At 58.3% G+C, this 22455-nt stretch carries 22 protein-coding genes; 10 read left to right on the top strand and 12 right to left on the bottom strand.

Annotated elements, in window-relative coordinates:
• The first annotated feature begins 16 nt into the window (after positions 1 to 16).
• Positions 17 to 1024, top strand: coding sequence for a GTP 3',8-cyclase MoaA (gene moaA, locus C4S59_RS01275; RefSeq protein ID WP_103909372.1), 1008 nt, complete (start codon positions 17 to 19; stop codon positions 1022 to 1024).
• A 9-nt stretch (positions 1025 to 1033) separates the two neighbouring features.
• Here moaA and C4S59_RS01280 read toward each other — a convergent pair whose 3' ends face one another.
• Positions 1034 to 2089 (bottom strand): anhydro-N-acetylmuramic acid kinase, encoded by a 1056-nt coding sequence (locus C4S59_RS01280; protein ID WP_234994678.1) that lies wholly within the window; start codon positions 2087 to 2089, stop codon positions 1034 to 1036.
• A gap of 97 nt (positions 2090 to 2186) precedes the next feature.
• On the opposite strand from C4S59_RS01280, the gene tyrS reads away from it, so the two are divergent.
• A complete protein-coding gene (gene tyrS / locus C4S59_RS01285; RefSeq protein WP_103908668.1) occupies positions 2187 to 3437 on the top strand; it encodes a tyrosine--tRNA ligase in 1251 nt (416 codons plus the stop codon).
• Here the strand turns inward: tyrS and C4S59_RS01290 are convergent.
• The 3 genes from C4S59_RS01290 to C4S59_RS01300 all read right to left on the bottom strand — a co-directional run bounded on the left by C4S59_RS01290 (position 3434) and on the right by C4S59_RS01300 (position 5583).
• Complete coding sequence (locus C4S59_RS01290) at positions 3434 to 4387, bottom strand: DUF3179 domain-containing protein (protein WP_103908669.1); 954 nt, start codon at positions 4385 to 4387, stop codon at positions 3434 to 3436. The two genes, tyrS and C4S59_RS01290, sit on opposite strands and share 4 nt — an antisense overlap.
• Before the next feature lie 151 nt (positions 4388 to 4538).
• Positions 4539 to 5084 (bottom strand): peptidylprolyl isomerase, encoded by a 546-nt coding sequence (locus tag C4S59_RS01295; protein WP_103908670.1) that lies wholly within the window; start codon positions 5082 to 5084, stop codon positions 4539 to 4541.
• Entirely contained in the window at positions 5077 to 5583 is a 507-nt protein-coding gene (locus tag C4S59_RS01300) for a peptidylprolyl isomerase (RefSeq protein ID WP_103908671.1), read from the bottom strand. Before C4S59_RS01300 ends, C4S59_RS01295 begins: the two co-directional genes overlap by 8 nt.
• Before the next feature lie 120 nt (positions 5584 to 5703).
• Between C4S59_RS01300 and C4S59_RS01305 the strand changes: the two genes are divergently transcribed.
• Together C4S59_RS01305 and C4S59_RS01310 are read left to right on the top strand one after the other, a co-directional pair.
• Positions 5704 to 6891 carry a phosphoglycerate kinase gene (locus C4S59_RS01305; protein WP_103908672.1) on the top strand — a complete coding sequence of 396 codons (1188 nt, stop codon included), beginning with the start codon at positions 5704 to 5706 and terminating at the stop codon, positions 6889 to 6891.
• 97 nt (positions 6892 to 6988) lie between these two features.
• The gene (locus C4S59_RS01310) at positions 6989 to 7291 is read left to right on the top strand and encodes an FtsB family cell division protein (protein WP_103908673.1); all 303 of its coding nucleotides are present in this window, start codon (positions 6989 to 6991) and stop codon (positions 7289 to 7291) included.
• Positions 7292 to 7294: 3 nt separating this feature from the next.
• On the opposite strand, the gene C4S59_RS01315 is transcribed toward C4S59_RS01310, so the two are convergent.
• Positions 7295 to 8953, bottom strand: coding sequence for an ABC transporter permease (locus C4S59_RS01315; protein WP_103908674.1), 1659 nt, complete (start codon positions 8951 to 8953; stop codon positions 7295 to 7297).
• A 112-nt stretch (positions 8954 to 9065) separates the two neighbouring features.
• On the opposite strand from C4S59_RS01315, the gene C4S59_RS01320 reads away from it, so the two are divergent.
• Together C4S59_RS01320 and C4S59_RS01325 are read left to right on the top strand one after the other, a co-directional pair.
• Complete coding sequence (locus C4S59_RS01320; protein WP_103908675.1) at positions 9066 to 9947, top strand: hypothetical protein; 882 nt, start codon at positions 9066 to 9068, stop codon at positions 9945 to 9947.
• Positions 9944 to 10675, top strand: a complete 732-nt coding sequence (locus tag C4S59_RS01325) for a YkgJ family cysteine cluster protein (protein ID WP_103908676.1) — start codon at positions 9944 to 9946, stop codon at positions 10673 to 10675. Before C4S59_RS01320 ends, C4S59_RS01325 begins: the two co-directional genes overlap by 4 nt.
• A gap of 21 nt (positions 10676 to 10696) precedes the next feature.
• On the opposite strand, the gene C4S59_RS01330 is transcribed toward C4S59_RS01325, so the two are convergent.
• Positions 10697 to 10957 (bottom strand): DUF2312 domain-containing protein, encoded by a 261-nt coding sequence (locus C4S59_RS01330; RefSeq protein WP_103908677.1) that lies wholly within the window; start codon positions 10955 to 10957, stop codon positions 10697 to 10699.
• 119 nt (positions 10958 to 11076) lie between these two features.
• Here C4S59_RS01330 and C4S59_RS01335 point away from each other — a divergent pair, with 119 nt between their 5' ends.
• Positions 11077 to 11292, top strand: coding sequence for a hypothetical protein (locus C4S59_RS01335; protein WP_103908678.1), 216 nt, complete (start codon positions 11077 to 11079; stop codon positions 11290 to 11292).
• 6 nt (positions 11293 to 11298) lie between these two features.
• Here C4S59_RS01335 and C4S59_RS01340 read toward each other — a convergent pair whose 3' ends face one another.
• Positions 11299 to 13290 carry an enoyl-CoA hydratase-related protein gene (locus C4S59_RS01340; protein ID WP_160006716.1) on the bottom strand — a complete coding sequence of 664 codons (1992 nt, stop codon included), beginning with the start codon at positions 13288 to 13290 and terminating at the stop codon, positions 11299 to 11301.
• Between the two features lie 224 nt (positions 13291 to 13514).
• Between C4S59_RS01340 and C4S59_RS01345 the strand changes: the two genes are divergently transcribed.
• Positions 13515 to 13940, top strand: a complete 426-nt coding sequence (locus C4S59_RS01345) for a TIGR01244 family sulfur transferase (protein ID WP_103908680.1) — start codon at positions 13515 to 13517, stop codon at positions 13938 to 13940.
• Between the two features lie 7 nt (positions 13941 to 13947).
• Here C4S59_RS01345 and C4S59_RS01350 read toward each other — a convergent pair whose 3' ends face one another.
• The 5 genes from C4S59_RS01350 to C4S59_RS01370 all read right to left on the bottom strand — a co-directional run bounded on the left by C4S59_RS01350 (position 13948) and on the right by C4S59_RS01370 (position 19754).
• On the bottom strand, positions 13948 to 14898 hold the full coding sequence (locus tag C4S59_RS01350) for a flagellar motor switch protein FliM (protein ID WP_103908681.1): 951 nt from the start codon (positions 14896 to 14898) through the stop codon (positions 13948 to 13950).
• Positions 14899 to 14992: 94 nt separating this feature from the next.
• Entirely contained in the window at positions 14993 to 17686 is a 2694-nt protein-coding gene (locus C4S59_RS01355; RefSeq protein WP_103908682.1) for a sensor histidine kinase, read from the bottom strand.
• On the bottom strand, positions 17683 to 17979 hold the full coding sequence (locus tag C4S59_RS01360; RefSeq protein WP_103908683.1) for a hypothetical protein: 297 nt from the start codon (positions 17977 to 17979) through the stop codon (positions 17683 to 17685). Before C4S59_RS01360 ends, C4S59_RS01355 begins: the two co-directional genes overlap by 4 nt.
• Positions 17976 to 18347, bottom strand: coding sequence for a response regulator transcription factor (locus C4S59_RS01365; protein ID WP_103908684.1), 372 nt, complete (start codon positions 18345 to 18347; stop codon positions 17976 to 17978). The genes C4S59_RS01360 and C4S59_RS01365 overlap by 4 nt, the downstream gene beginning before the upstream one ends.
• 102 nt (positions 18348 to 18449) lie before the next feature.
• Positions 18450 to 19754 carry an XRE family transcriptional regulator gene (locus C4S59_RS01370; protein ID WP_103908685.1) on the bottom strand — a complete coding sequence of 435 codons (1305 nt, stop codon included), beginning with the start codon at positions 19752 to 19754 and terminating at the stop codon, positions 18450 to 18452.
• A 216-nt stretch (positions 19755 to 19970) separates the two neighbouring features.
• On the opposite strand from C4S59_RS01370, the gene C4S59_RS01375 reads away from it, so the two are divergent.
• Both C4S59_RS01375 and C4S59_RS01380 read left to right on the top strand, forming a co-directional pair.
• Positions 19971 to 21308 (top strand): substrate-binding protein, encoded by a 1338-nt coding sequence (locus tag C4S59_RS01375; RefSeq protein WP_103908686.1) that lies wholly within the window; start codon positions 19971 to 19973, stop codon positions 21306 to 21308.
• A gap of 114 nt (positions 21309 to 21422) precedes the next feature.
• Complete coding sequence (locus C4S59_RS01380; RefSeq protein WP_103908687.1) at positions 21423 to 22454, top strand: branched-chain amino acid ABC transporter permease; 1032 nt, start codon at positions 21423 to 21425, stop codon at positions 22452 to 22454.
• Position 22455: the final 1 nt, after the last annotated feature.

The raw sequence follows: 22455 nt of genomic DNA on the forward strand, positions 1-22455 counted from the left end.
TACTAGGTTGATCGGCATGATAACGCCACTCGTCGATCCATTTCATCGCCCGATCAGCTATCTGCGTGTCTCTGTGACCGACAGGTGTGACTTCCGCTGTGTGTACTGCATGTCCGAAAACATGCAGTTTCTGCCTAAGAAAGAGCTTCTGACGCTAGAAGAACTGGACCGTATGTGTTCGACCTTCGTCAATCTCGGGGTCGAGAAGTTGCGCATCACGGGTGGCGAACCCTTGGTGCGTCGCAACATCATGTCGTTCTTCCACAACATGACGCGGCACCTAGAATCAGGCGCGCTGAAGGAACTGACGCTGACCACAAACGGGTCGCAGTTGGCGAAATTCGCCGATGATCTGTATTCCGCAGGCGTCCGCCGCGTGAATGTGTCGCTGGATACGCTGGACGACAAGAAGTTCGCGGACATCACGCGATGGGGCAAACTGGATCAGGTGCTGAAAGGCATCGACGCGGCTCAAAAGGCCGGTCTGCGGATCAAGATCAATACCGTCGCGCTGAAAGGTTTCAACGAAGAAGAGTTGTTCACCCTGACCGAATGGTGTGCCAGCCGCGACATGGACCTGACGTGGATCGAGGTCATGCCGATGGGCGACATCGGAAACGAAGACCGTCTGGGCCAGTATTGGAAACTGGACGATCTACGTGCCCGTCTGGGCGAAAACTATACGCTGACCGATCTCGCCGAACGCACCGGCGGCCCTGCCCGCTATGTGCGGCTGGAAGAGACCGGTCAGAAAATCGGCTTTATCACGCCGCTGACCCATAACTTCTGCGAAAGCTGCAACCGAGTGCGTTTGACCTGCACCGGCGAATTGTTCATGTGCCTTGGGCAAGAGGACAACGCCGATCTGCGTGCGGCGCTGCGCAATCATCCCAACGACAACACCCCGTTGGAAGAGGCCATTCGCGCAGCGATCAAGCTGAAGCCCAAGGGCCACGACTTTGACTATTCCCGTCAAACCGTCGATGGCCGCGTGTCCCGCCACATGAGCCACACGGGCGGCTGATCCAGCCGGTTACACCCTGCTGATCTTGCCGCCGCCAACAGCGGCGCGCACGCCTGTGGTCGATGGCCCGGACGTGGGTAACCCGCGCAGAACACGCACGGCAAGGTAGCCGAATGCCTGCGCCTCAAGCATGTCACCGTTCAGACCCACATCCTCGACCGGCAGCACATCGCAATCCAGACCAGCCCGTAGCATCGCCATCATCACAGGGTTATGCCGACCGCCTCCGGTGACCAGCAAACGCTCTGGCAGCGTCGGGCAATGTTCCATCGCCTGCATCACGGCGGCGGCAGACATGGCGGTCATGGTGGCCGCTGCATCCGCATCATTCAGTTCTCGGACCAGGTCCAGCATCAAGCTAAAATCATCGCGATCCAAGGACTTGGGCGGCATGCGACGGAAATAGGGTTCCTCAAGAAACAGCTCTAGCGCGCCATCGACGACTTTGCCCTTAGACGCCAATGCGCCGTCCTTGTCGTAGGGCAGTCCACGCCGCTCCATCATCAGATCATTGATCGGGGCGTTCGCAGGGCCGGTATCAAAAGCCAGACAAGCCCCTTCGGCGTCCGGTTTCATCAGGTTGGGGTCCACCCACGTCAGATTGCCCACGCCCCCAAGGTTCAGAAATGCGACAGGTGCAGTGGCCTTGATCCATTTCGCACAGGCAAAATGGAAATACGGGGCGAGTGGCGCGCCTTCGCCGCCAAGTTCCACGTCAGTTGAGCGAAAGTCCCAAACCGTGGTGACGCCCAGCGCCTCGGCCAACGCAGCGCCGTCACCGATCTGATGCGTCCCACGCCCGCGCGGATCATGGGCCAGCGTCTGACCATGAAACCCCACGATCTGAGCGCCGTCAAAACCGGCCAGAACCTCAGTATGTGCTGTCTGGATCACGTCCAGCGCAGCTTGGGTGTCGTCCTCGGGCCACTTGCCCAGCGCATCTTTCAGAACATGCCGTTCCGCGTCGCTGTAAGCGCGATAATCGGTATCGCCGAATTCGAAAATCTGATCCCCGTCTGTCAGGATCATCGCCGCATCGACACCGTCCAAAGAGGTGCCCGACATGGCCCCCAAAGCCCATATCGGTTCTTGTTGCAACTTACCCTTCACCTTAGCGCGCCCCGGTCTTATACGATGCTGCGAACTATAACGGGGAAATACGATGACCTACCATCCCAAATCCGACTTCATGCGCGTCATGATGGAGCGCGGCTTTCTGGCCGATTGCACGGATTATCAAGGCCTTGATGACGCTTTGGTTGCTGGGGTGGTGCCAGGCTATATCGGCTTTGACGCCACAGCCAAATCACTGCATGTGGGCAGCCTGATCCAGATCATGATGCTGCGATGGCTGCAAAAGACCGGCCACAAGCCGATCACGCTCATGGGTGGCGGCACGACCAAGGTCGGCGATCCGTCCTTCCGCGCAGATGAGCGCCCGCTTCTGACGCCCGAACAGATCGATAGCAACATCGACGGCATCAAGCAGGTGTTTGCGAAATACATCAGCTACGACGACGGCCCCACAGGCGCGTTGATGCTGAACAACGCGGAATGGCTGGACGATCTGAACTACCTCGAATTCCTGCGGGATATCGGGCGGCATTTCAGCGTCAACCGCATGCTGTCGTTTGAATCGGTGAAATCGCGTCTGGACCGCGAACAGTCGCTGTCGTTTCTCGAATTCAACTACATGATCCTGCAGGCCTATGACTTCCTTGAACTGAACCGTCGCTACGGCTGTCTGGTGCAGTTCGGCGGGTCGGACCAGTGGGGCAACATCGTTAACGGGATCGACCTGACGCGCCGCGTGATCGATCAGCAGATTTTCGGCCTGACGTCGCCGCTGCTGACCACCTCTGACGGCAAAAAGATGGGCAAATCGCAGGACGGCGCCGTCTGGCTGAACGCCGATATGCGCTCACCCTATGAATTCTGGCAGTTCTGGCGGAACACAACCGACGCCGATGTTGGCCGTTTCCTGAAGCTTTATACAGAGCTTCCTCTGGACGAATGCGAACGCCTTGGCGCGCTGGCAGGATCCGAGATCAACGACGCAAAGATCGTGCTTGCGAATGAAGTTACAACGCTTTGCCACGGTGCCGAGGCTGCAGCCGCTGCCGAAGCCACCGCGCGCGAAGTGTTTGAAAAAGGCGGTGTTGGTGATGACCTGCCGACGCTTGAACTGACTGCGGATGAACTGGGCGATGGCATCTCAATTGTTCAGGTCCTGGTCAAATCCGGTCTGGCCAAATCCGGCAAAGACGCCAAGCGTCTGATCGCGGAAAACGGTGCCAAGATCGACGACGAACCGCTGACCAACGCAGGGCTGATGCTGGACGCAGCGGCGCTGTCGTCGCCCGTTAAGCTGAGCGCAGGCAAAAAGCGCCACGCATTGGTCAAGCTGTCCTAATCCAGCATCCACTGGCCTTTGGGCCAGAATGCATGAAAGGCAAAGGCAAACAGCACGTCATGTGCGATGTCTTTGCCTTTTTCATTTTTGACACGGATCGCGCCGACATCGCGGCCCTTGCCGATCAAATCTGTGTCTAGGGCCGAGGCCTGCGTGTCTGCCCAGATCAGTGTGATGCCAGCCTCGGTGATCGTGCCCTCTTGCGCCAAACGCGACATCGGCCAAGCCCTGTCGCCCACCCTAACCACGCGTTCTAACGCAGGAATGCCATGTGGCGGCGGATCGCCCGAATACAGGAACGGACGCTGAGAGGTGTCGTAGCGGCGATAGGGATTGGTGCCGTAGGATCTGGGAAACGCGGGCTCGGCCATCACCAGCCCGTCTGGATGCGCGGCTTGAAAAGCTTCCCAGCTTTCCATCCAGCTGGGCAAGGTGTTCAGCGTGGTGCCGGTAAGATCACCAACAATCCCCTGCCCCAAGGCCTGCTGCCACCAGCTTTGCGTTTCGCGGTCGTACATGACCATGTCCGAGTTGCGCAGCTTGCCCGTGACGCCAAAACTCAGAACCTGCCCAGCCACACGACGGTCAAACACGATGGCAGAATTGCAAAGCGGGCAATAGGTAACCGCCACAGGCACGCCACCGACGCTGTCATTTACGATCTCGTGCCACATCAAATAACGCAGGGGATAGGCACGGGCGCGCGCGCCTTCGGGGGCCAGCGTGATCACCGGTTCGCGCGGTTCCAGCCCCTGTTTCTGGCCTACCTCCACCCAATGCGGATCGTCCAAAGCAGGAATGCCATCCTTACCGGGGCCGCCTGACAGGATATTGGCCCAACTACTGACGCTGTTTTTTTTGAAATCCGTTTCAGGCCATTCGTGTTTCCAGAATGACGGATCGGCCAAGGCCGCGCCGCACCACAAAAGCCAGACAAATACCCACCGCATCCTGCGTCCTCCTGCGCAAAGCTGCCTTAAGCATTGCACAGCGGCGGATTCGCTCAAGTGAACCAACGGAAAGTTGAAGCAGCGGTGATCAATGGCCAAACAAAAAGGGCGGGAAAACCCCCGCCCTTTTCAGGTTCGATTTAACGAAAGCTTATTCAGTCACACGGACCGCGGACATGCGATCAGGTTCACCGATCACAGCACCGTTCGGGCCAGCGCCCTTTTTGATCGCATCGACCACATCCATGCCGTCGGTCACCTGACCAACGATGGTGTACTGGCCGTTCAGGTGCGGCGCAGGGGCGAACATGATGAAGAACTGCGAGTTCGCGGAATGCGGGCTACGCGCGCGGGCCATGCCGATCACGCCACGTTCGAAGTTCAGGTCAGAAAACTCTGCCTGAAGATCGGGGCGGTTTGATCCGCCTGTACCCGCCATGCGCATGTCATTGCCCGGCTTGCCGAATTCAACGTCGCCTGTTTGCGCCATGAAGCCGTCGATCACACGGTGAAACACCACATCGTTATAGGCACCCTCGGATGCCAGCGCAGTGATCTGTTCAACGTGGTTCGGTGCAACGTCTTCGAACAGGTCGATAACGATTGTGCCGTTGGCTTCGCCTGTGACGTCAATCTCAAGCCCTGTGGCACCCGCAGGTACCGCCAGAAGGCTCAGAAGAGCTGCCAGCTTATACATCTGCAGCAACCTTGACGCTGATCATGCGGTCGGGGGATGCAGGCGGCTCGCCACGAGTGATGGCATCGACGTGCTCCATGCCGGACACAACGCGACCGTAAACGGTATACTGACCGTTCAGGAAGTGGTTGTCCTTGAAGTTGATGAAGAACTGCGAATTGGCCGAGTTCGGGTTCTGGCTACGTGCCGCGCCCAGTGTGCCACGGTCGTGGGGCAGTTTGGAGAATTCAGCAGGTAGGTTCGGCAGATCGGAACCACCAGTACCCGCCATACGCAGGTTGAAATCCTTTTCCATGTTGCCGTTGGCCACGTCGCCTGTCTGCGCCATGAAACCGTCGATCACGCGGTGGAAGGCCACGTTGTCGTACTGACCGGAACGCGCCAGTTCTTTCATGCGCGCACTGTGCTCCGGCGCAACGTCGGGCAGAAGCTCGATAACGACGGTACCGTCTTTCAGCTCCATCAGGATTGTGTTTTCGGGGTCCTTGTAGTCGGCCATGTCTTGCTCCCTTGGCAAATTTCTTCCCTACGTAGCCCTGTCACGCGGTCTTCACAAGTGAGGCGCATTGACCTTCGTGGACCAAACCGCCAAACCTGCGACAAATCTGAGGAGATCGACATGGCCTGGAAAACACTCGACGATATGGACCTTGACGGGAAGCGCGTTCTGACGCGCGTGGACATCAACGTACCGGTCGAGGACGGGCGCGTGACGGACGCTACACGGATCGAACGGATTGTGCCCACGGTACAGGACATCATCGGAAAAGGTGGCGTTCCTGTCCTTCTGGCCCACTTTGGCCGCCCCAAAGGCAAAGTCGTTACCAAAATGAGCCTGCAGCAATTGGTACCCGCGCTGGAACAGGCGATCGGCAAAGACGTGATCTTTGTCGCCGATAGCCGTGGCCCTGCGGCCGAAGCAGCAATTGCAGCCGCGCAAGCCGGTCAGGTTGTACTGCTGGAAAACACCCGCTTCCATGCAGGCGAGGAAAAGAATGATCCCGAGTTGGCCAATGAAATGGCGGCACTTGGCGATGTGTACTGCAACGATGCGTTCTCGGCCGCACACCGCGCCCATGCCTCCACCGAAGGTCTGGCCAAACTGCTACCCGCTTGTGCCGGTCGCCTGATGCAGGCCGAGCTTTCGGCGTTGGAAGCGGCCCTTGGTGCCCCCGAACGCCCCGTGGTCGCCGTTGTGGGTGGCGCGAAAGTGTCGACCAAGCTGGATCTACTGTCGAACCTGATCGAAAAGGTCGACGTGCTGGTGATCGGCGGCGGCATGGCGAACACGTTCCTTGCGGCCAAAGGCATCGATGTGGGCAAATCGCTGTGCGAACACGACATGACCGGCACCGCGAAAGAGATCATGGAAAAGGCCAGCGGCCTGAACTGCGAAATCCTGCTGCCCAGCGATGTTGTCGTCGCGCGTGAATTCAAAGCAGGCGCAGACAACGAAACCGTTGTCAATGACGCCTGCCCCGCTGATGCGATGATCCTTGATGCGGGCCCCGATGCCGTGGCCAAGATCACTGCCGCTTTGGACAACGCCAAAACGCTGATCTGGAACGGTCCGCTGGGGGCCTTTGAAATCGCGCCCTTCGACACAGCCACAAACGCAGCTGCGGCCCATGCTGCGGCCCTGTCGCGCGCTGGCAAACTGGTGTCTGTCGCAGGTGGCGGTGACACGGTTGCGGCCCTGAACAAGGCCGATGCAGCCAAGGATTTCACCTATATCTCGACCGCTGGCGGTGCCTTCCTTGAATGGATGGAAGGCAAGGTTTTGCCGGGTGTTGCGGCCCTCGGTTAATCCAAACGAATCGAATTTGAACGGCGGGGATTCACATCCCCGCTTTTTTTTGGCATACTCACGCCAAAGCGCCGCAAAAGGCGCAATGAGGCAGAGCATGACCTACTCCAAAAACCGTCCCGCGCTTGGGGCGCTTGTCTATTTTGCAGGCGCGATCAGCATTGGCGCGTACTTCACGTTTGCCGCCGTCCAAGGCGACTACGGCCTGTTTCGTCGTGCGGAAATCGAAGTGGATGCGCAGAAGCTGGAGCAGGAACTGGCAGCCCTGAACGCCGAAGTGTCCAGCATGGAAAACCTGACGCGCCGGTTGTCGGACGACTATCTTGATCTTGATCTGTTGGACGAACAGGCCCGCGATGTTCTGGGCCTGATCCGCGCTGACGAAATGGTGGTGCGCTAGCCCCTAGCGGTTCGCGCGCGCCAAAAGCGCCACAGCACAAAGACCCACCAAAATCACCAGAACTGCAGCCGGAGCCGCGCCGCCGAGGTTTTCAAGGCTGGCCTGCTCATGCACGCGGGTCGCCAACGTTTCATAGTTGAACGGACGCAGCAGCAAGGTTGCGGGCAGCTCCTTAACGCTGTCCACGAACACCAGCAGCAACGCCGACGCGATCGAGGCGCGCATCATGGGGAAATAGACCAAGCGCAGGGTCTGGCCTTGGTCCTTACCCAAGGACCGTGCCGCAAGCGACAGGTTCGGTGAAACCCGCCCCATGGCTGCATCCGCGGCGCCTTGGGCGATAGCAAAGAAGCGCACGGTATAGGCCAGAACCAGCGCAAAGGCCGATCCGGTCAGCACCAAGCCGATATCAACGCCTGTAGTGTTTTCGACCAAATCCGCCAACCCGTGATCCAGCACTGCCAGCGGAATCAGAATGCCTACACCTAGAACCGCGCCCGGTGCGGCGTAACCAATGCTGGTCACTGGCATCAAAAGGCGGGGCAAGGTGCGGCGGCTGATGCGCACGCCGTAAACCATAAACACACCGCCTAGAACCGTCAGCACAGCGGCAATGCCGCCCACGGTAAGGGTATTGGCCGTCGCGCTGAACAGCTTGGGGTCGGCCCATTCCTCGGCGTTGGCCAGGGCGTGTTTCAGGATCACCCCCGCAGGCAGCACAAAGCCCATCAGGAACGGAATGGTACAGGCGACCGTTGCAAACAACGCAGGAAACCCGCGCAGTTTCACATGCTCGGGCGGGCGGTGGCGGGTCGACAGGTTAAAGAAGCGCATTCTGCGACGTGAATAGCGCTCTAAGGTGACAAGGATCACGATCAACGCAAGTACAACACACGCAATCTGCGCGGCCCCGCCAGCGTTGCCCGACTGCAGCCAGACCGAGAAGATACCGGTGGTCAGCGTCTGGACCGCGAAATAGTCCACCGTGCCGAAATCATTGACCGTTTCCATCATCACCACGGCGACACCTGCCGCAATGGCAGGACGCGCCAATGGCAGCCCCACACGCAGGAACCGTTTGAACGGCCCTGCCCCAAGGCTGCGCGCCACTTCCTCGGCGCTGCCGGATTGTTCGCGGAACGCAGCGCGCGTCAGCAGGTAAACATAGGGATACAGCGAGGCCGACAGCACTAGAATAGCCGCGCCCATCGACCGGATTTCAGGGAACCAGTAGTCGCGGGCTGATTGCCATCCGAACAATGACCGCAACGCGCTTTGCACCGGTCCGGCATATTCCAGAAGATCCACCAGTGCATAGGCACCAACGTATGCAGGAATCGCCAATGGCAAAAGAAGCAGCCATTGCAACCACTTGCGCAAGGGAAACTCGTAGCGGGTCACCATCCATGCAGCACCCGTGCCCATGCAGGCCGTCATCAACCCCACGCCCGACATCAACACGCCTGTCGTTGTCAGATAGCGGGGCAGTGTTGTCGAAATCAGATGCGGCCAGATGTTTTCCTTGGGAAACATCGCAAGAAACACGACGCTCAGGATCGGCAATAGTACGATTGCCGCAATGGCGATCGCACCGATGGACCACGGATTCAGCCATTCGCGTTTTTTTGCGTGTGTGCCGGCTTGGATGTCTGTCACTGCCATAGTTCTGGTCTGTTTCGCCTATACCTTAGTGCGGCCGTTCTTGGCGGAAAGCTGTTTGACTGCCAGCAAAAGCGTTTATAGTCCAAGCAACAGGCAACAAAAAGACCCCCGCATGCAGGTAATCTTACACACCGGAGTGCACTTTACCGACGAAGGCCGTCTTCTGAAGGGATTGCAGCGCAATGCGCCCGCGTTCAGGGAACATGGCGTCGCCGTTCCGGGGCCTGCGCGCTACAAAACTTTGCTGGGCGAAGCCGCCCATTCGCTAACCAATTCCGCCCCCGCCCCCGATGCCCGCGACATCATGCTGGATGAATTGCTGACAGACGATCCGGAACACGTCAGTCGCATTCTTCTAAGCCACCAGCACATCTTTGGCGTGCCCAAAATCTCCATGCAGGGCGGCATCCCCTATCGCAAAGCCGAAGAACGCATTGGCGCGCTGAAGTCGCTGTTCAAAGGCGACGAGATCGAATTGTTCATCGGTCTCCGCAACCCTGCCACGTGGTTGCCCGCGATGTTCAACGACGTGCCGCAAACCAGCTTTGACGACTTTATGGGTGGTTTGGACCCGCGCGATTTTCTTTGGTCCGACTTTCTGAAACGACTACGCAACGCGCATCCCGACGTCGCTCTGACGGTTTGGTTCAATGAAGACACGCCCCTGATCTGGGGTCAGATCATGCGCGAAATGGCTGGCGTCGAGATCACGCAGAAGATCGCGGGCTCGTTCGATCTTCTGTCGCAAATCATGTCAGTCGAGGGCATGAAACGGTTCCGCGCGTATTTGGCGCAGCACCCCACCATCAACGAACGACAAAAACGCCGTGTCATGGTGGCGTTTCTGGACAAATACGCCATCGAGGACGAGATCGAAGAAGAACTCGACATTCCGGGCTGGAACGAAGCGATGGTCGACACCTTGACCGAAACATATGACGACGACATGTGGGAAATCGAACGCGTTCCCGGTGTCACAGTGATCACCACATGAGCAAAGCCAAGGCCGTTGATTATGCAACGCTGCGCAAAAGGCTGGAGAAGGCGCGTTTGAAAGGCACCGCGTCTGAAACAGCGGACCGCGCGCGCAATCTGCTGCTGGTTTATCTGGATCACGCGCAGGCGCAGAACATTCCCATTCAGGAACTGGCGCGACAAATCCAGCAGGGGCTTCCCGCGTTGCGCATTGGCGGGGCCGATCTGGCGGCAGTGGCGGAAAAACCTGACGGCCCGTTTGGCGACATTGCCTGCGCGTCGGGCTGTGCGTTTTGCTGTATTCTGGCGGGCGAAGACGGTGGCGTCATCACCGAGGCCGAGGCGCGCAATGTACATGCCGCGTTATCGCAGCTTCCCAAGGGGCCTGATGGCCGCGCCTGGCATCCCCGTGCCTGCCCGTCACTTGATCCCGAAACGCGCATGTGCCGCATCTACGATGCCCGCCCGATGATCTGCCGGTCCTACATTTCCAAGGATGCCACTGCCTGCGAGGCGATCTCGACCGGCATTCCGGCCGATGGCGCAGGCGTTGTAGGCGCGCAATCCATCTATTTGGCCGTTCACGCATTGGGACGCGCCGCATTGAAGGGGATTGCAACGGTCCCGACCTTCAGTTTGTCCGCCGTTGCGGCCGCTGCTTTGGACGGCATCGATGAGGCCGAAGCATTGCAGGGGGCCAAACACAAACCGCGCACTCTCGATGACGAAAGCGCGCGGCTGTCTTAAGCGTGCAGAAGGCCTATAAAATCAGGCCATACCCAAAGCGGATTTGTACATGTCCAGCACCGCCTCTTCTTCGGCGATGTCGTTGGCGTCGCGCTTGCGCAGCGCGATGACCTTGCGCATGACCTTGGTGTCATAGCCACGGCCTTTCGCCTCGGCCATCACCTCTTTCTGGGCATCGGCAATGTCTTTCTTCTCGCTCTCGAGGCGTTCGTAACGCTCGATGAACTGGCGCAATTCGCCTGCGGCAACGCCGTAACTGTTCGATGATGTTTCGTCGTTCATAGCTGTCTCCTGCCGATCAGATGTTGGGATACCCAAGCCCGCCCCGACCATCAAGGGGTTGCGAGCGCGGTTGTGATCAATTACCGCCTACGGCGCACAACAAATTCAGGGGATACCAAATGGACATGTTGATTTGGGCAGGCACTGTCGTTTCCGTGGTCGGGCTTGTCGGTCTGGTCTGGTGCATCCTGAAAGTCGCAAAAGCCAAGAAAGCCAGCCAAACCGACGAAGAACTGCGCGCTGCCATTCAAAAGGTTGTGCCCCTGAACCTTGGCGCACTGTTTTTGTCCGTGATCGGCCTGATGATGGTGATCGTTGGCATTTTTCTTGGCTAAAGCGGTCTAGTTCAGATCGTTGAAAATCCGCCCATTCTTGATCAGGTTCTGCCAACCGTTGCGCGGTTCAAAAAACGCCGTGTCAGGATGATCCAGCACATCAAGACGCCGCTTCAGCCGGAATAGTCCGATCAGATCTGCGGCAACCATTGGCCCGCCGCGCCATCTGGGAAATGACTGCCCTTTGATCATTGCAGTGTCGACGATCAGCGGATGCGACACCATTTTGTTTTCCAACATCCGCATCGCTTCATTCGCCATCGCCGCCAAAATCGTTTCCACGATCTCGTCGTCCGGCATCTTTTTCTTGGGAACGCGTGTCGCGTTAATCAGGTCAAGCACCGCTTTATCCGGCACCAGGCTGCCGTTGTCACCGATGCCGTAGAAACCGCCGCCGTCGCCGCGCCCTTTGCGCCCGTTGGCCACCAGATAGGCCGACCAGTTGCGCCCCGCCTCAGCCCTTGGTGCCGTGGCAAATTCCTCAAGCCCGCGTCCGTCGCGTGTGGCAAACGGCGCCGCGCGCCAGCCCCAAGCGTTCAGGGCTGTGTCGATGTCATAGGGCGACTGCCCCAAATCGACGAGGATATCGGCCATCCGATGCAGCGACGCCATCATTCGACCGACCACGCTGCCCCCTTGGGATTTCACGCGAATAGGCGTTTTGTTCATCCGGTGGACCAAAGCGTAGCACGCCACAAGGTCATCGTCGGTTGCCTCCGGACCCTGCAAAATCTCGACCAGCCCATGCATGTGTGCCGGCGGTGCAAACCGTAGCGCGACCGAGCTGACCTGATCCGGAAACGCCTTGATCCGGGCCGCGCCTTCGGGGCCGGGAACACCGCTTTGGCCACGCGCGGCGTGAAGGATCACGTCACAGCCCTTGGCCATCTTTTCAGCGTCCCCCATGGCGAGATTGCCCAACTCGGCTTTGGCGCGGTCCTCGCTGATGCGTTTCAGCTTAATCGATTGGCGGTAAAACCCGTCGATCTGCGCAAAACCGCGCTTTAAGACTTCGGGGTTCTTTGTGCCCCACCGCACCTTCATGCCAGAATGCAACGCCGCGATAGCCAGATGCGAGGCGAGCGATCCGCCCCCCAGAATGCCCAGCACATTATACCGTGGCATCGGTTGATCGGTTTGCGGGCGCGCAAGCTGCCCTGCTTTCCGCTCGGCCACAAAGGCACGGCGCAACGCCTTGGATTGATCCCCCTGACGCAGATCTTCGAAGGTCTGGGCCTCAAGCGCCAATCCCGCATACATCGGAAGCAGCTGTGCGGCTTCGACGCATTCCAGAATGGCCACGGGCGCGCTTTCCGGAAGTGCCGCAAGTCGCGCCCGGCGGGTTTGGATCACGTCCTGATAGCCCGCCGCATCAATGAACCCGCGTGTGGCGCCCGAGGTCTTGCGTGGTCCACGCCCGTCTTTTTGTAGCGTTTCGCAAAACTTGATGGCTTCGGCCCGCAGGTCGTCCGAGGTAAACAGGGCATCCACGATCCCCTGCGCAGGCATCCGGTCAACCGCATGGGATTGGCCGCCCACCAGAATATCCAGGGCCGCCGCCGCACCGATCAGGCGCGGCAGCCTTTGCGTCGCACCACCAAAGGGAACAATCCCTAGCCGCACCTCGGGCGAGCCCACGCGCGTCCCGCGATGGGCGATCCGGTAATGCGCCGCCAAGGCCAAATCCAGCCCGCCCCACAAAACCGCGCCATGCAGAACCGCGACTACAGGCTTTGGACTATCTTCGATCTGCCGCGCCAGTTCCGACAAATCGGGCTGGTCAAACGCGTCGTCCAGTTCATGCAAGTTCGCTGCAGTACAAAAACCGTTGCCCTGCCCCATAATGGCAATCTGGGTGACGGCATTATCGGCCAATGCGTTGGAAAGGGCCTTTGACAAAGCAGTGCGAAGCGGGGCCGTCAGGGCGTTGAACGGAGGATTGTGCAACGCCAATACCGCCACACCGTTTGTCACGGATGAAACTACTAACTCTGACAAATGCCTGTCCTTAATTGCGGCCACTGCTGGCGCTTGCGCTCTGCTTTTTGGTTTTGGCGATATTAGACGGCAAAATCGCGAATCAGGCAATAGGCGAACGAATCACTGCGCAGGCAGTGTTGCGCGGCCAAAACCACGCGATTTCGGGCCGGAAAATGCGCCAACCTGTCGGCCCGTCATCGTAGAATCTAGACAGAACATTCGCGGGGCGCTAATGCGGTTTTATGGATATCCGTCAGGTCACACCCCGCTATCACGTTTCGCCTCAGATTTCGGTCGAGGACGTTCCCGCATTGCAAGCTGCTGGCTTCAAGAAAGTCATCTGCAACCGGCCCGATGCCGAGGTTCCGCCCAGCCACCAATCCGCAACCATCGGTGCGGCTTTGGCAGAAGCAGGCATCGCATATGACGTGCTTCCCTTGACCCACCAGACGATGACACCTGAAAACGTGGCCAAACAGGCGGCGCTTGCGGCCGAGGGCGAAGGCCCGGTTCTGGCCTATTGTGCGTCCGGCACGCGCTGCACCGTTGTTTGGGCCTTCGGTCAGGTCGGCAAGATGAGCACGGACGAGATTTTGCAGACAGCGGCGAACGCGGGCTATGATCTGGCCGGTCTGCGCCCGACGCTGGACGCCCTGTCCCAGCAATAATCGCCCCTTACTCGGCGGGCAGCGCCTGTTTTTCCGGCACTGCCCCGACCTGCGCGATTTCGGCGTCGTCTGCCTCTTCTACTTTCAGATGCGCAATCAGGGGCGAGTCCTCATCGATGCGGAACGCACGCTGGCCATCCAGACGCCCCAACTGACCCGAGCCAAAGCCCGACCGGTCCCGCGCCATTAACTCGACCGTTTGCTCGACATTCTTGGGCAATGGCAACCTATCGCCCACGCTTAATTCGTGTAGCTGCTGCAAGGGCATCTTCAATTTGCACAGCACTGCATCAAAGCAAACGTTAAGCTCCATCAACATGTCATCTGACAGATGAACCGGTTTGTTCTCTTCCACGGGCTGGTGCGGCGGTTCGGAGGGGACCAGCAACGTCAGAACGCCCTTTCGTAGCCCCGAGGCCAGTTCGACCATTGCATTGACCTGACGATACGCAACCGCGCCCATCAACAACCTTGCGGCGCGGCCATTCTCAAGCCGTTCCCCCACCCCAAACCCGCAGAAATCCGAAGATGCCTCGGGCCGGGCAAGCGCCATGGACAGGCGCGTCATAACCTCGTCTACGAACGGCGCGGCAAGCATTGCATCAATGCTGGTAAAACCGCGTTTTTCAGGGGGCGCGCCGGTAACCTGACCTATGGTTTGGCTTTCGACGATAGCCGAATGCAGATCAGCGTCGATTGACGCAAAGCCCAAACCGCCGTGCTGCCCCTTCAACGACAGAAACAAACGGTCCGTTCCCAGCACATCGCCGCATTCGTCCTGCAACAGCACATTCTGAGAGACCGACGCGACATCCAGTACCAGTCCCCACAAATCCCGTGCCGTCGTGGAAAGGGCGCGTTCCAAGGCCTTATCCACGGGCAAATCTGAAAGATCCGCCATGCGACGGGTCGTCGATGCCTTTTTCAGAATGATCTGCCTGTGGGTATTGATGTCCATCTGGTGCCTGTGCCGTCGTACGCACCAACGGTTTTCGCTAAATATCGTTAGCAAAAGCTTTCCCGCACCGGGAAATGCACGGAAAAAACACGGCTTATTGTGCGGCCAAAGCCATTTCCAAGGGCAGCGTCAGGCGGAAGCCCGCGCCTTTGGTGGTTGGCAGATACACGATCTCGCCGTCCAGACGCGCCATGATTTCACGACAAATTGCAAGCCCAAGCCCCGCGCCACCTGCCTTTTGTTCACCAATCCGCGCGAACTTTTCAAAGATCATATCGCGGGCCTCGATGCTGATCCCTTTACCGTTGTCGACAAAATCGATCCGGACCAGCCCGTCTTTCTGGCTGATCGTGATCGTCAGCTCGGGATCATCCGCCTCGCAGTATTTGCGCGCATTGCTCAGCAAGTTGATAAAGACCTGCGTCAGGCGATCCAGGTCGGTCTGCACCCAGACGTCCTCGGCGTCACGGTTGCGGGTGATACGAATAGAAGGCCCACCGTCCGCATTGCTGGCAGCCGCTGCCTCGGCCCGATCCAGAAGGTCCCCCAGCCGTCCGCGCTGTACGTTCAGGCTGACCTTGGCGTTTTCCAGAACGCTCAGATCCAGAAGATCGTCCAGAAGGCGCGTCAGGCGGATCGCTTCGTCATGGATGATGGACGAGAACTTGCTTTGCTCGGCACCATCCAGATCACGTCCGTCCCGCAAGATTTCCGAAAAGGCGCGGATCGAGGACATAGGTGTTCTGAGTTCATGACTGATTTGGCTTAGGAACGCGTCTTTCTGGACCGAAAGGCGCGTCAGCTTGTCATTTGCCTCCCTCAGTTTTCGGGCCGTTCGTGTCAGTTCAGCGGACTGGGTTTCCAGTCGGGATGAATATTCCATAAGCTGCGCGGATTCGTCAGCCACGGCCATCAGATCCTCGACCGAAACAGAATGGCCACCCACGATCTGGCCGACCATTGCGTGCGCTGTCGCAGCCCCCACAGAGCCCGCAAGTTCACGTTCAAGGACCTGAAGGAAATCAGGTGTGGGTTCGGGCAAATCGCCGGACACCTTTTGTCTGTTGGCCTCGCGCTCGAACAACGCGAGGGCGTCGGCGGCACCCAGAATGCGCTGCGCCATAATCAACAGGTCCTCGGTCTGCGCGACCCCTGCCGACCAACTACGCGGGCTGGCGGAATGCTGGAAGATATTGACGAATTGCGCGCCTTGAAGCCGTTCGATCGGCCCCGGAAAGCTGATGATCGAGAACACAAAAAAGGCAATTGTGTTCAGCATCATGCTCCAGAAAAGCGTGTGCAGAAGCGGATCGATGTTCTCGATGCCGAACAGCGCTTGGGGTCGCAGCCAGTCGATGCCCCACGGACCTTGCGACATCATCTGCGCCGAAAAGATCACGCCATCGCCCAATGACGGAAGAAAAAGCGAGTAGGTCCAGATCGAAAAGCCAGTGACGACCGCAGCAATGGCCCCTGCCCGCGTGGCGCCGCGCCAGAAAATACCGCCCAACATTGCAGGCAAGACCTGCGATACGCCCACGAAGGAAACCAGACCAATCGCGGACAATGCGCTGCCGCCGCCTGACAGTTTATAATAGGCGTATCCCAGCATCACGACCAAAGCGATCGACACGCGCCGTGCAGTCAGAACGACATAGCGCACGTCGCCCGACATGGTCGCCCCCACCCCGGTTAGTCGAAGCCAGATCGGCATAACGATATGGTTCGACACCATGGTCGACAGCGCGATGGCCGCGACGATCACCATCGATGTCGCCGATGAAAACCCGCCCAAGAACGACAGAACGGCCAGCCCTTCGTATCCTTGGCTCAGGGGCAGCGTCAGAACAAAAAGGTCTGGGTTTGAGCCTGCGGGCAGCAGATCAAGCCCGACAACCGCGATTGGCACAACGAACAACGACATCAGCAGAAGGTATGTCGGAAAGGCCCAGCTGGCCGTTCTCAGGTGCGCATCATCAGCGGCTTCGACGACCAGAACCTGAAACATGCGCGGCAGGCACAGAAACGCCGCCGCAGACAAAAACGTAATGCCTGCCCAGCGACCGCCATCGACCTGCCAGATGCCGATCTCCGATGCGTCGATGCGTTCAAGGATGTCCGGAATGCCATCAGACAGCCCCCAGACAACGAAAATGCCGACAGACAGAAGCGCGGCAAGCTTCACCACCGCCTCGACCGCAATCGCCATCACGACGCCGTGGTGCCGTTCGTTTGCATCCAGATTTCGGGTACCGAAGAAGACGGTAAAAATGGCAAGACCGATCGCAACCCAGAAAGCCGTGCGCGTCTTGGGATCGCCCCCGCCAGACACGCTTTCCGCAAGCCCGAAAACCTCGAAGCTGAGCGTCACAGATTGCAGCTGCAGCGCGATATAGGGCGTTGTCCCCAGAACGAAGAAGATGGTCACGCACATGGCAAGGAAGTTCGACTTGCCATAACGCGACGAAATAAGATCAGCGATAGAGGTGATGCGCTGGCTGCGTCCGATGCGCACCAGCTTTCGCACCGCCCAGAACCACCCAATCATCACAAGGCTCGGCCCCAGATAGATCGCCACATATTCAATGCCGTTTCGCGCCGCCGAGCCCACCGCGCCGTAAAACGTCCACGCGGTACAGTAAATCGACAGCGACAGCGTATAGACCACCGGCGAGCGCAACCAACGCACGCGGCCTTGCATCGCGGACCGTTCAGCCACGAAGGCCACAACAAAAAGGAAAAAGACGTAGGCCAGACAAATGGCCAGAAGGGCGTTGAACGAGGTCATTGCTGCCCGTCCCGTCCGCCCTCAGTGTCCTGATTGGCGCGCTCGTTGCGCGACATACGGGATGAAATCAGGAAACAAGCGCTGATCAGCGCAGCCCAGACCAGAAAAACATAAGTTAGAACATTGGACGAAGCGGGCGCCTTGGCAGAATCAACTGACCATAAAAGCGGCACCATCCACCCCAACAGCCCCAGCACCGGCAACAAACGCGCCGCGTCATGAAGCCTTCTGCGGCGGTAGCTGCGCCGCTCCAGAAAAACAGGTAACCCGGCCTTTTCCTCGTCGTCGATCATGGCTGCAGGGCAAGCGCCCGAACAGCTTCAACGACATCCGCGTTGGAAAACGGCTTGGTCATGAACCGGCTGGCACCTGCCTTTTCAGCAAGTTCACGGTCCTTTGTCTGACCGCGGGCGGTCAGCATAAGTACAGGAATCCCTGATATATCAGGCTCTTCCCGGATTTCACGCAGGATGTCATAGCCGCTTTTACCCGGCAGCATGACATCCAGAATAATCACATCCGGTTTCAGGCGCGATGCGGTTTCAACCGCATTCGTGCCATCCGAATGGGCCCTGACGGACCAGCCGTCACGGCTTAGAATGAAACTGATCGCTTCGATGATATTCGGCTCATCCTCGATCAGTAGCAAATGTTTTGGCATTCACGATGTTCCTCCCCTGTCGCCCCGCCCCGCTTTCACGGTCCTCACGCATGGGCGACCCCTAATTTATTACCTGCCTGACGCGATCTGTCAAAAATCCAATCATTGTCCGGTCGACAAAATTGAAGGCTCACGGCGCCCTGCACAGTCATTGCGCGGACAAATCCGGCACGAGACGCCCACCGCTTCGGTCTTTTCGTCCGCCGCACCAAAGGGCACGGGGACCATCAGCATATGAACTTTTAGCAACCGCGCGCCGTCCAAAGCGGGTGCTTGCGTGTCCTCGGCATAGGCGAAGGCCTTGATCTGACGATCTGTCGCACCGGGCTGGGCGATCAACCGCATAATCGGCATCCCCGGCGCGCACAAAGCGGAATAAAGCGGCCAAAGCGGACAGCCGGCACCAAAGCGGGGCAATGAAAAATCCTGAAGCGGCTTTCGATAAGTCAACGTGCCCGTGCCATCGCAAAGCGCCAAACCGAAATCATCGTCCAGAACCGAGCCCGACAAAATCGCCATGCGGCGCATGACAAGACCGGGCGACAGACGCAGCGCTGCTGCGATTGCAAATGGGTCCGTTTCGCCCGCCAGCATTTTGGGGGCCAGAATTTCGTGCGGCAGTTGCTCTGCATCGCTGGCATAGCGGTTCAAGTGAGCATCCAGCAACGTGCGCGCATCCGCCGACAGTTCGACACCCAAGGTTTCAGATAGATCCGAGATGCCGTCGGGGCTGTGTTCCAGAGGCTCCAGAAAATAACCGGCGCTGGCCAGAACAGCGTCCATTTCATCCTGCGGCGCGCTGGCCTCGGACGTGGCATCACCTGAGGCTTCAAGATAGCCCACCAGCGCGCGGCTGGTTTCGGCAAGGCGGGTGGCATCTTCATAAACGTTGCGGTGGAAACGGGCGCTCCATTCAGGGCTCAGGTCTGCAGGATCGTTCAGGATGGAGGCAGTCGACCGGATCGAGGTCACAGTTGACAGCATTTCATGCAAAGAGGCCGCCAAATGCGGATCGTGCGTCAAGCGGTCGGACAGCGTTTCAACCGTCCGTTCAAGCGACGCGATACGGCGGCGGTTGTCTGACAACAAACCTGCCCAGCCTGGAAAGCGCCCCGCGAATTCGTCGACACGGTCCACTTCAACCGGCGCAGCCTTAGGATCGGATGCGGCCTCGCGCAGTGCAGCGATCAACGTCGCCTCGGCCCCTTCGCTAAGCAAGGCCGGTTCGACGCCCAGCACTTCAGCGATATCGAGAAGAAGCTTACCGCCGATTCCGCGTCGATTATGTTCAATTAGATTGAGATATGAGGCCGAAATTCCCGCTGCGCTGGCCAATTCAGCCTGCTTCAGACCTGCCATGACGCGACGTTCGCGTATTCGACTTCCGGTTAGCGTGTCCCGTGCCATCAATTTTTCCTGACTCTTCAACGCACTTCTGCGGCGCGGCGTAAGTAAATTTACAGTTTACTGAAGTATACTGTTCATTAATTGACAAAAAAATTGAAGTATAAAAAGCAGTTGTTGCGCAATTTTCTTTCTCCAACACATACTGACTTTGCACACTAGTGCGCGCGTTTGCGGAAAAGAGGAGCCGCAAATGCAAATCACCTAGGGAGGATTTCTATGTCCAAATTGAATCTGACACGCCGCGGCGTGATCCAGACCGGTGCTGTAGCTGGTGCCGGCCTCGCGCTTCCGACATATCTGTCGGCGGCTGGCCACGAAGGCTTTACCAACGCTCCGACAGGTAGCACTGTCACATTCGGCTTCAACGTACCGCAAACCGGTGCGTATGCGGACGAAGGCGCAGACGAACTGCGCGCTTACGAACTTGCTGTTGAGCACCTGAACGGTGGCGGCGACGGCGGCCTGATGAACACATTCTCGTCCAAAGCGCTTGAGGGTACAGGTATCCTTGGCAAGAAGGTCGAGTACGTCACAGGCGACACACAGACAAAGTCCGACGCGGCTCGCGCCTCTGCGAAGTCCATGATCGAAAAAGACGGCGCTGTAATGATCACCGGCGGTTCGTCCTCCGGCGTTGCGGTTGCGGTTCAGGCTCTGTGTCAGGAAGCTGGCGTCATCTTCATGGCCGGTCTGACACACTCGAACGACACCACAGGTAAGGACAAGAAGGCGAACGGTTTCCGTCACTTCTTCAACTCTTACATGTCCGGTGCTGCTCTGGCCCCGATCCTGGGCAAGAACTACGGCACAGACCGTAAGGCTTACCACCTGACAGCGGACTACAACTGGGGTTACACCACAGAAGAAGCCGTCCGCACATCCACAGAAGCGATGGGCTGGGAAACTGTAGCTGCGGTTAAAACGCCGCTGACACAGACTGACTTCTCGTCCTACATCGCGCCTGTTCTGCAGTCCGGTGCCGACGTTCTGGTTCTGAACCACTACGGCGGTAACATGGTGAACTCGCTGACAAACGCGGTTCAGTTCGGTCTGCGTGAAAAGCAGGTTAACGGTAAGAACTTCGAAATCGTTGTTCCGCTGTACTCGCGCCTGATGGCGAAGGGTGCTGGTGCCAACGTTAAAGGCATCTTCGGTTCGACAAACTGGCACTGGTCGCTGCAGGACGAGGGCTCCAAGCAGTTCGTTAAGTCCTTCGGTGAAAAGTACGGCTTCCCGCCGAGCCAGGCTGCGCACACATGCTACGTTCAGGCGATGCTGTACGCAGACGCGGTTCAGCGCGCAGGTTCGTTCAACCCGTGTGCCGTTGCAGAAGCTCTGGAAGACTTCGAGTTCGACGGTATGGGCAACGGTAAGACACTGTACCGTGCCGAAGACCACCAGTGCTTCAAAGACGTTCTGGTTGTGAAGGGTAAAGAGAACCCGACTTCCGAGTTCGACCTTCTCGAGATCGTTGAAGTTACACCGGTCGGTCAGGTTACCTACGACGCTTCCATCTTTGGCGGCGAACTGGGCACCTGCAACCCCGGCGCATAAGCAAAACTTCCGGGTGGGCAGCAATGCCCACCCGAACACCGCTTCTCCCTGACTGCCCCCCTGTTGACGCGGGGGTTCAATCTTTCCGCAATCCGACCGCAAAAGGGTGGGACAATGGACGCATTAATCCTGCAAATCCTGAACGGACTCGACAAAGGGTCAGCATATGCGCTGATCGCACTGGGTCTGACGCTGATCTTCGGCACACTTGGCGTTGTTAACTTCGCCCACGGCGCGCTCTTCATGATCGGTGCATTCTGCGCCGTGACGCTGAACCGCATCCTGACACTCAGCCACACCGTCATCGACGAAACCAGAACCGACTTCTTGGGCAAACCCCTGCAAGTCGATGTTCCCTACGTCTATGACATCTTCGGCGAAAGCGCCGGCAACGCGATCATTGACTGGTCCGTACCGCTCGCCATCCTGTTTGCCATTCCCGTGATGATCGCCGTTGGTGTGATCATGGAGCGTGGCCTGATCAAACACTTCTACAAGCGTCCGCACGCTGACCAGATCCTTGTGACGTTCGGCCTTGCGATCGTTTTGCAGGAAATCATCAAATACTTCTACGGTGCGAACCCGATCCCGACACCTGCGCCCGAAGCCTTTAAAGGTAGCTTCGATTTCGGCACGATGATCGGTTTTGATCCGAACATCATCATCTACCCGTACTGGCGTCTGGTTTACTTCTGCTTTGCGGTTGTGATCATCGGTGCCGTATTTGCCTTCTTGCAGTTCACAACATTCGGCATGGTCGTTCGCGCCGGTATGGCGGACCGTGAAACTGTTGGCCTGCTGGGCATCAACATCGACCGTCGCTTTACCATCATGTTCGGTCTTGCGGCAGCCGTCGCGGGTCTGGCGGGTGTGATGTACGTACCGATCAACCCACCAAACTATCACATGGGCATGGACTTCCTGGTTCTCAGCTTTGTTGTGGTCGTTGTGGGCGGCATGGGTTCACTTCCGGGCGCTGTTCTAGCGGGCTTCCTGCTTGGCATTCTCGAAAGCTTTGCCTCGATGCGCGAAGTCATCGACTTCATCCCCGGCATCAACCAGGTCATCATCTATCTGGTCGCTATCATCATTCTACTTACTCGTCCGCGGGGCCTTATGGGTCGCAAGGGCGTGATGGAGGACTGAT

Source organism: Thalassococcus halodurans (assembly GCF_900108225.1).
GTDB lineage: Bacteria > Pseudomonadota > Alphaproteobacteria > Rhodobacterales > Rhodobacteraceae > Thalassococcus > Thalassococcus halodurans.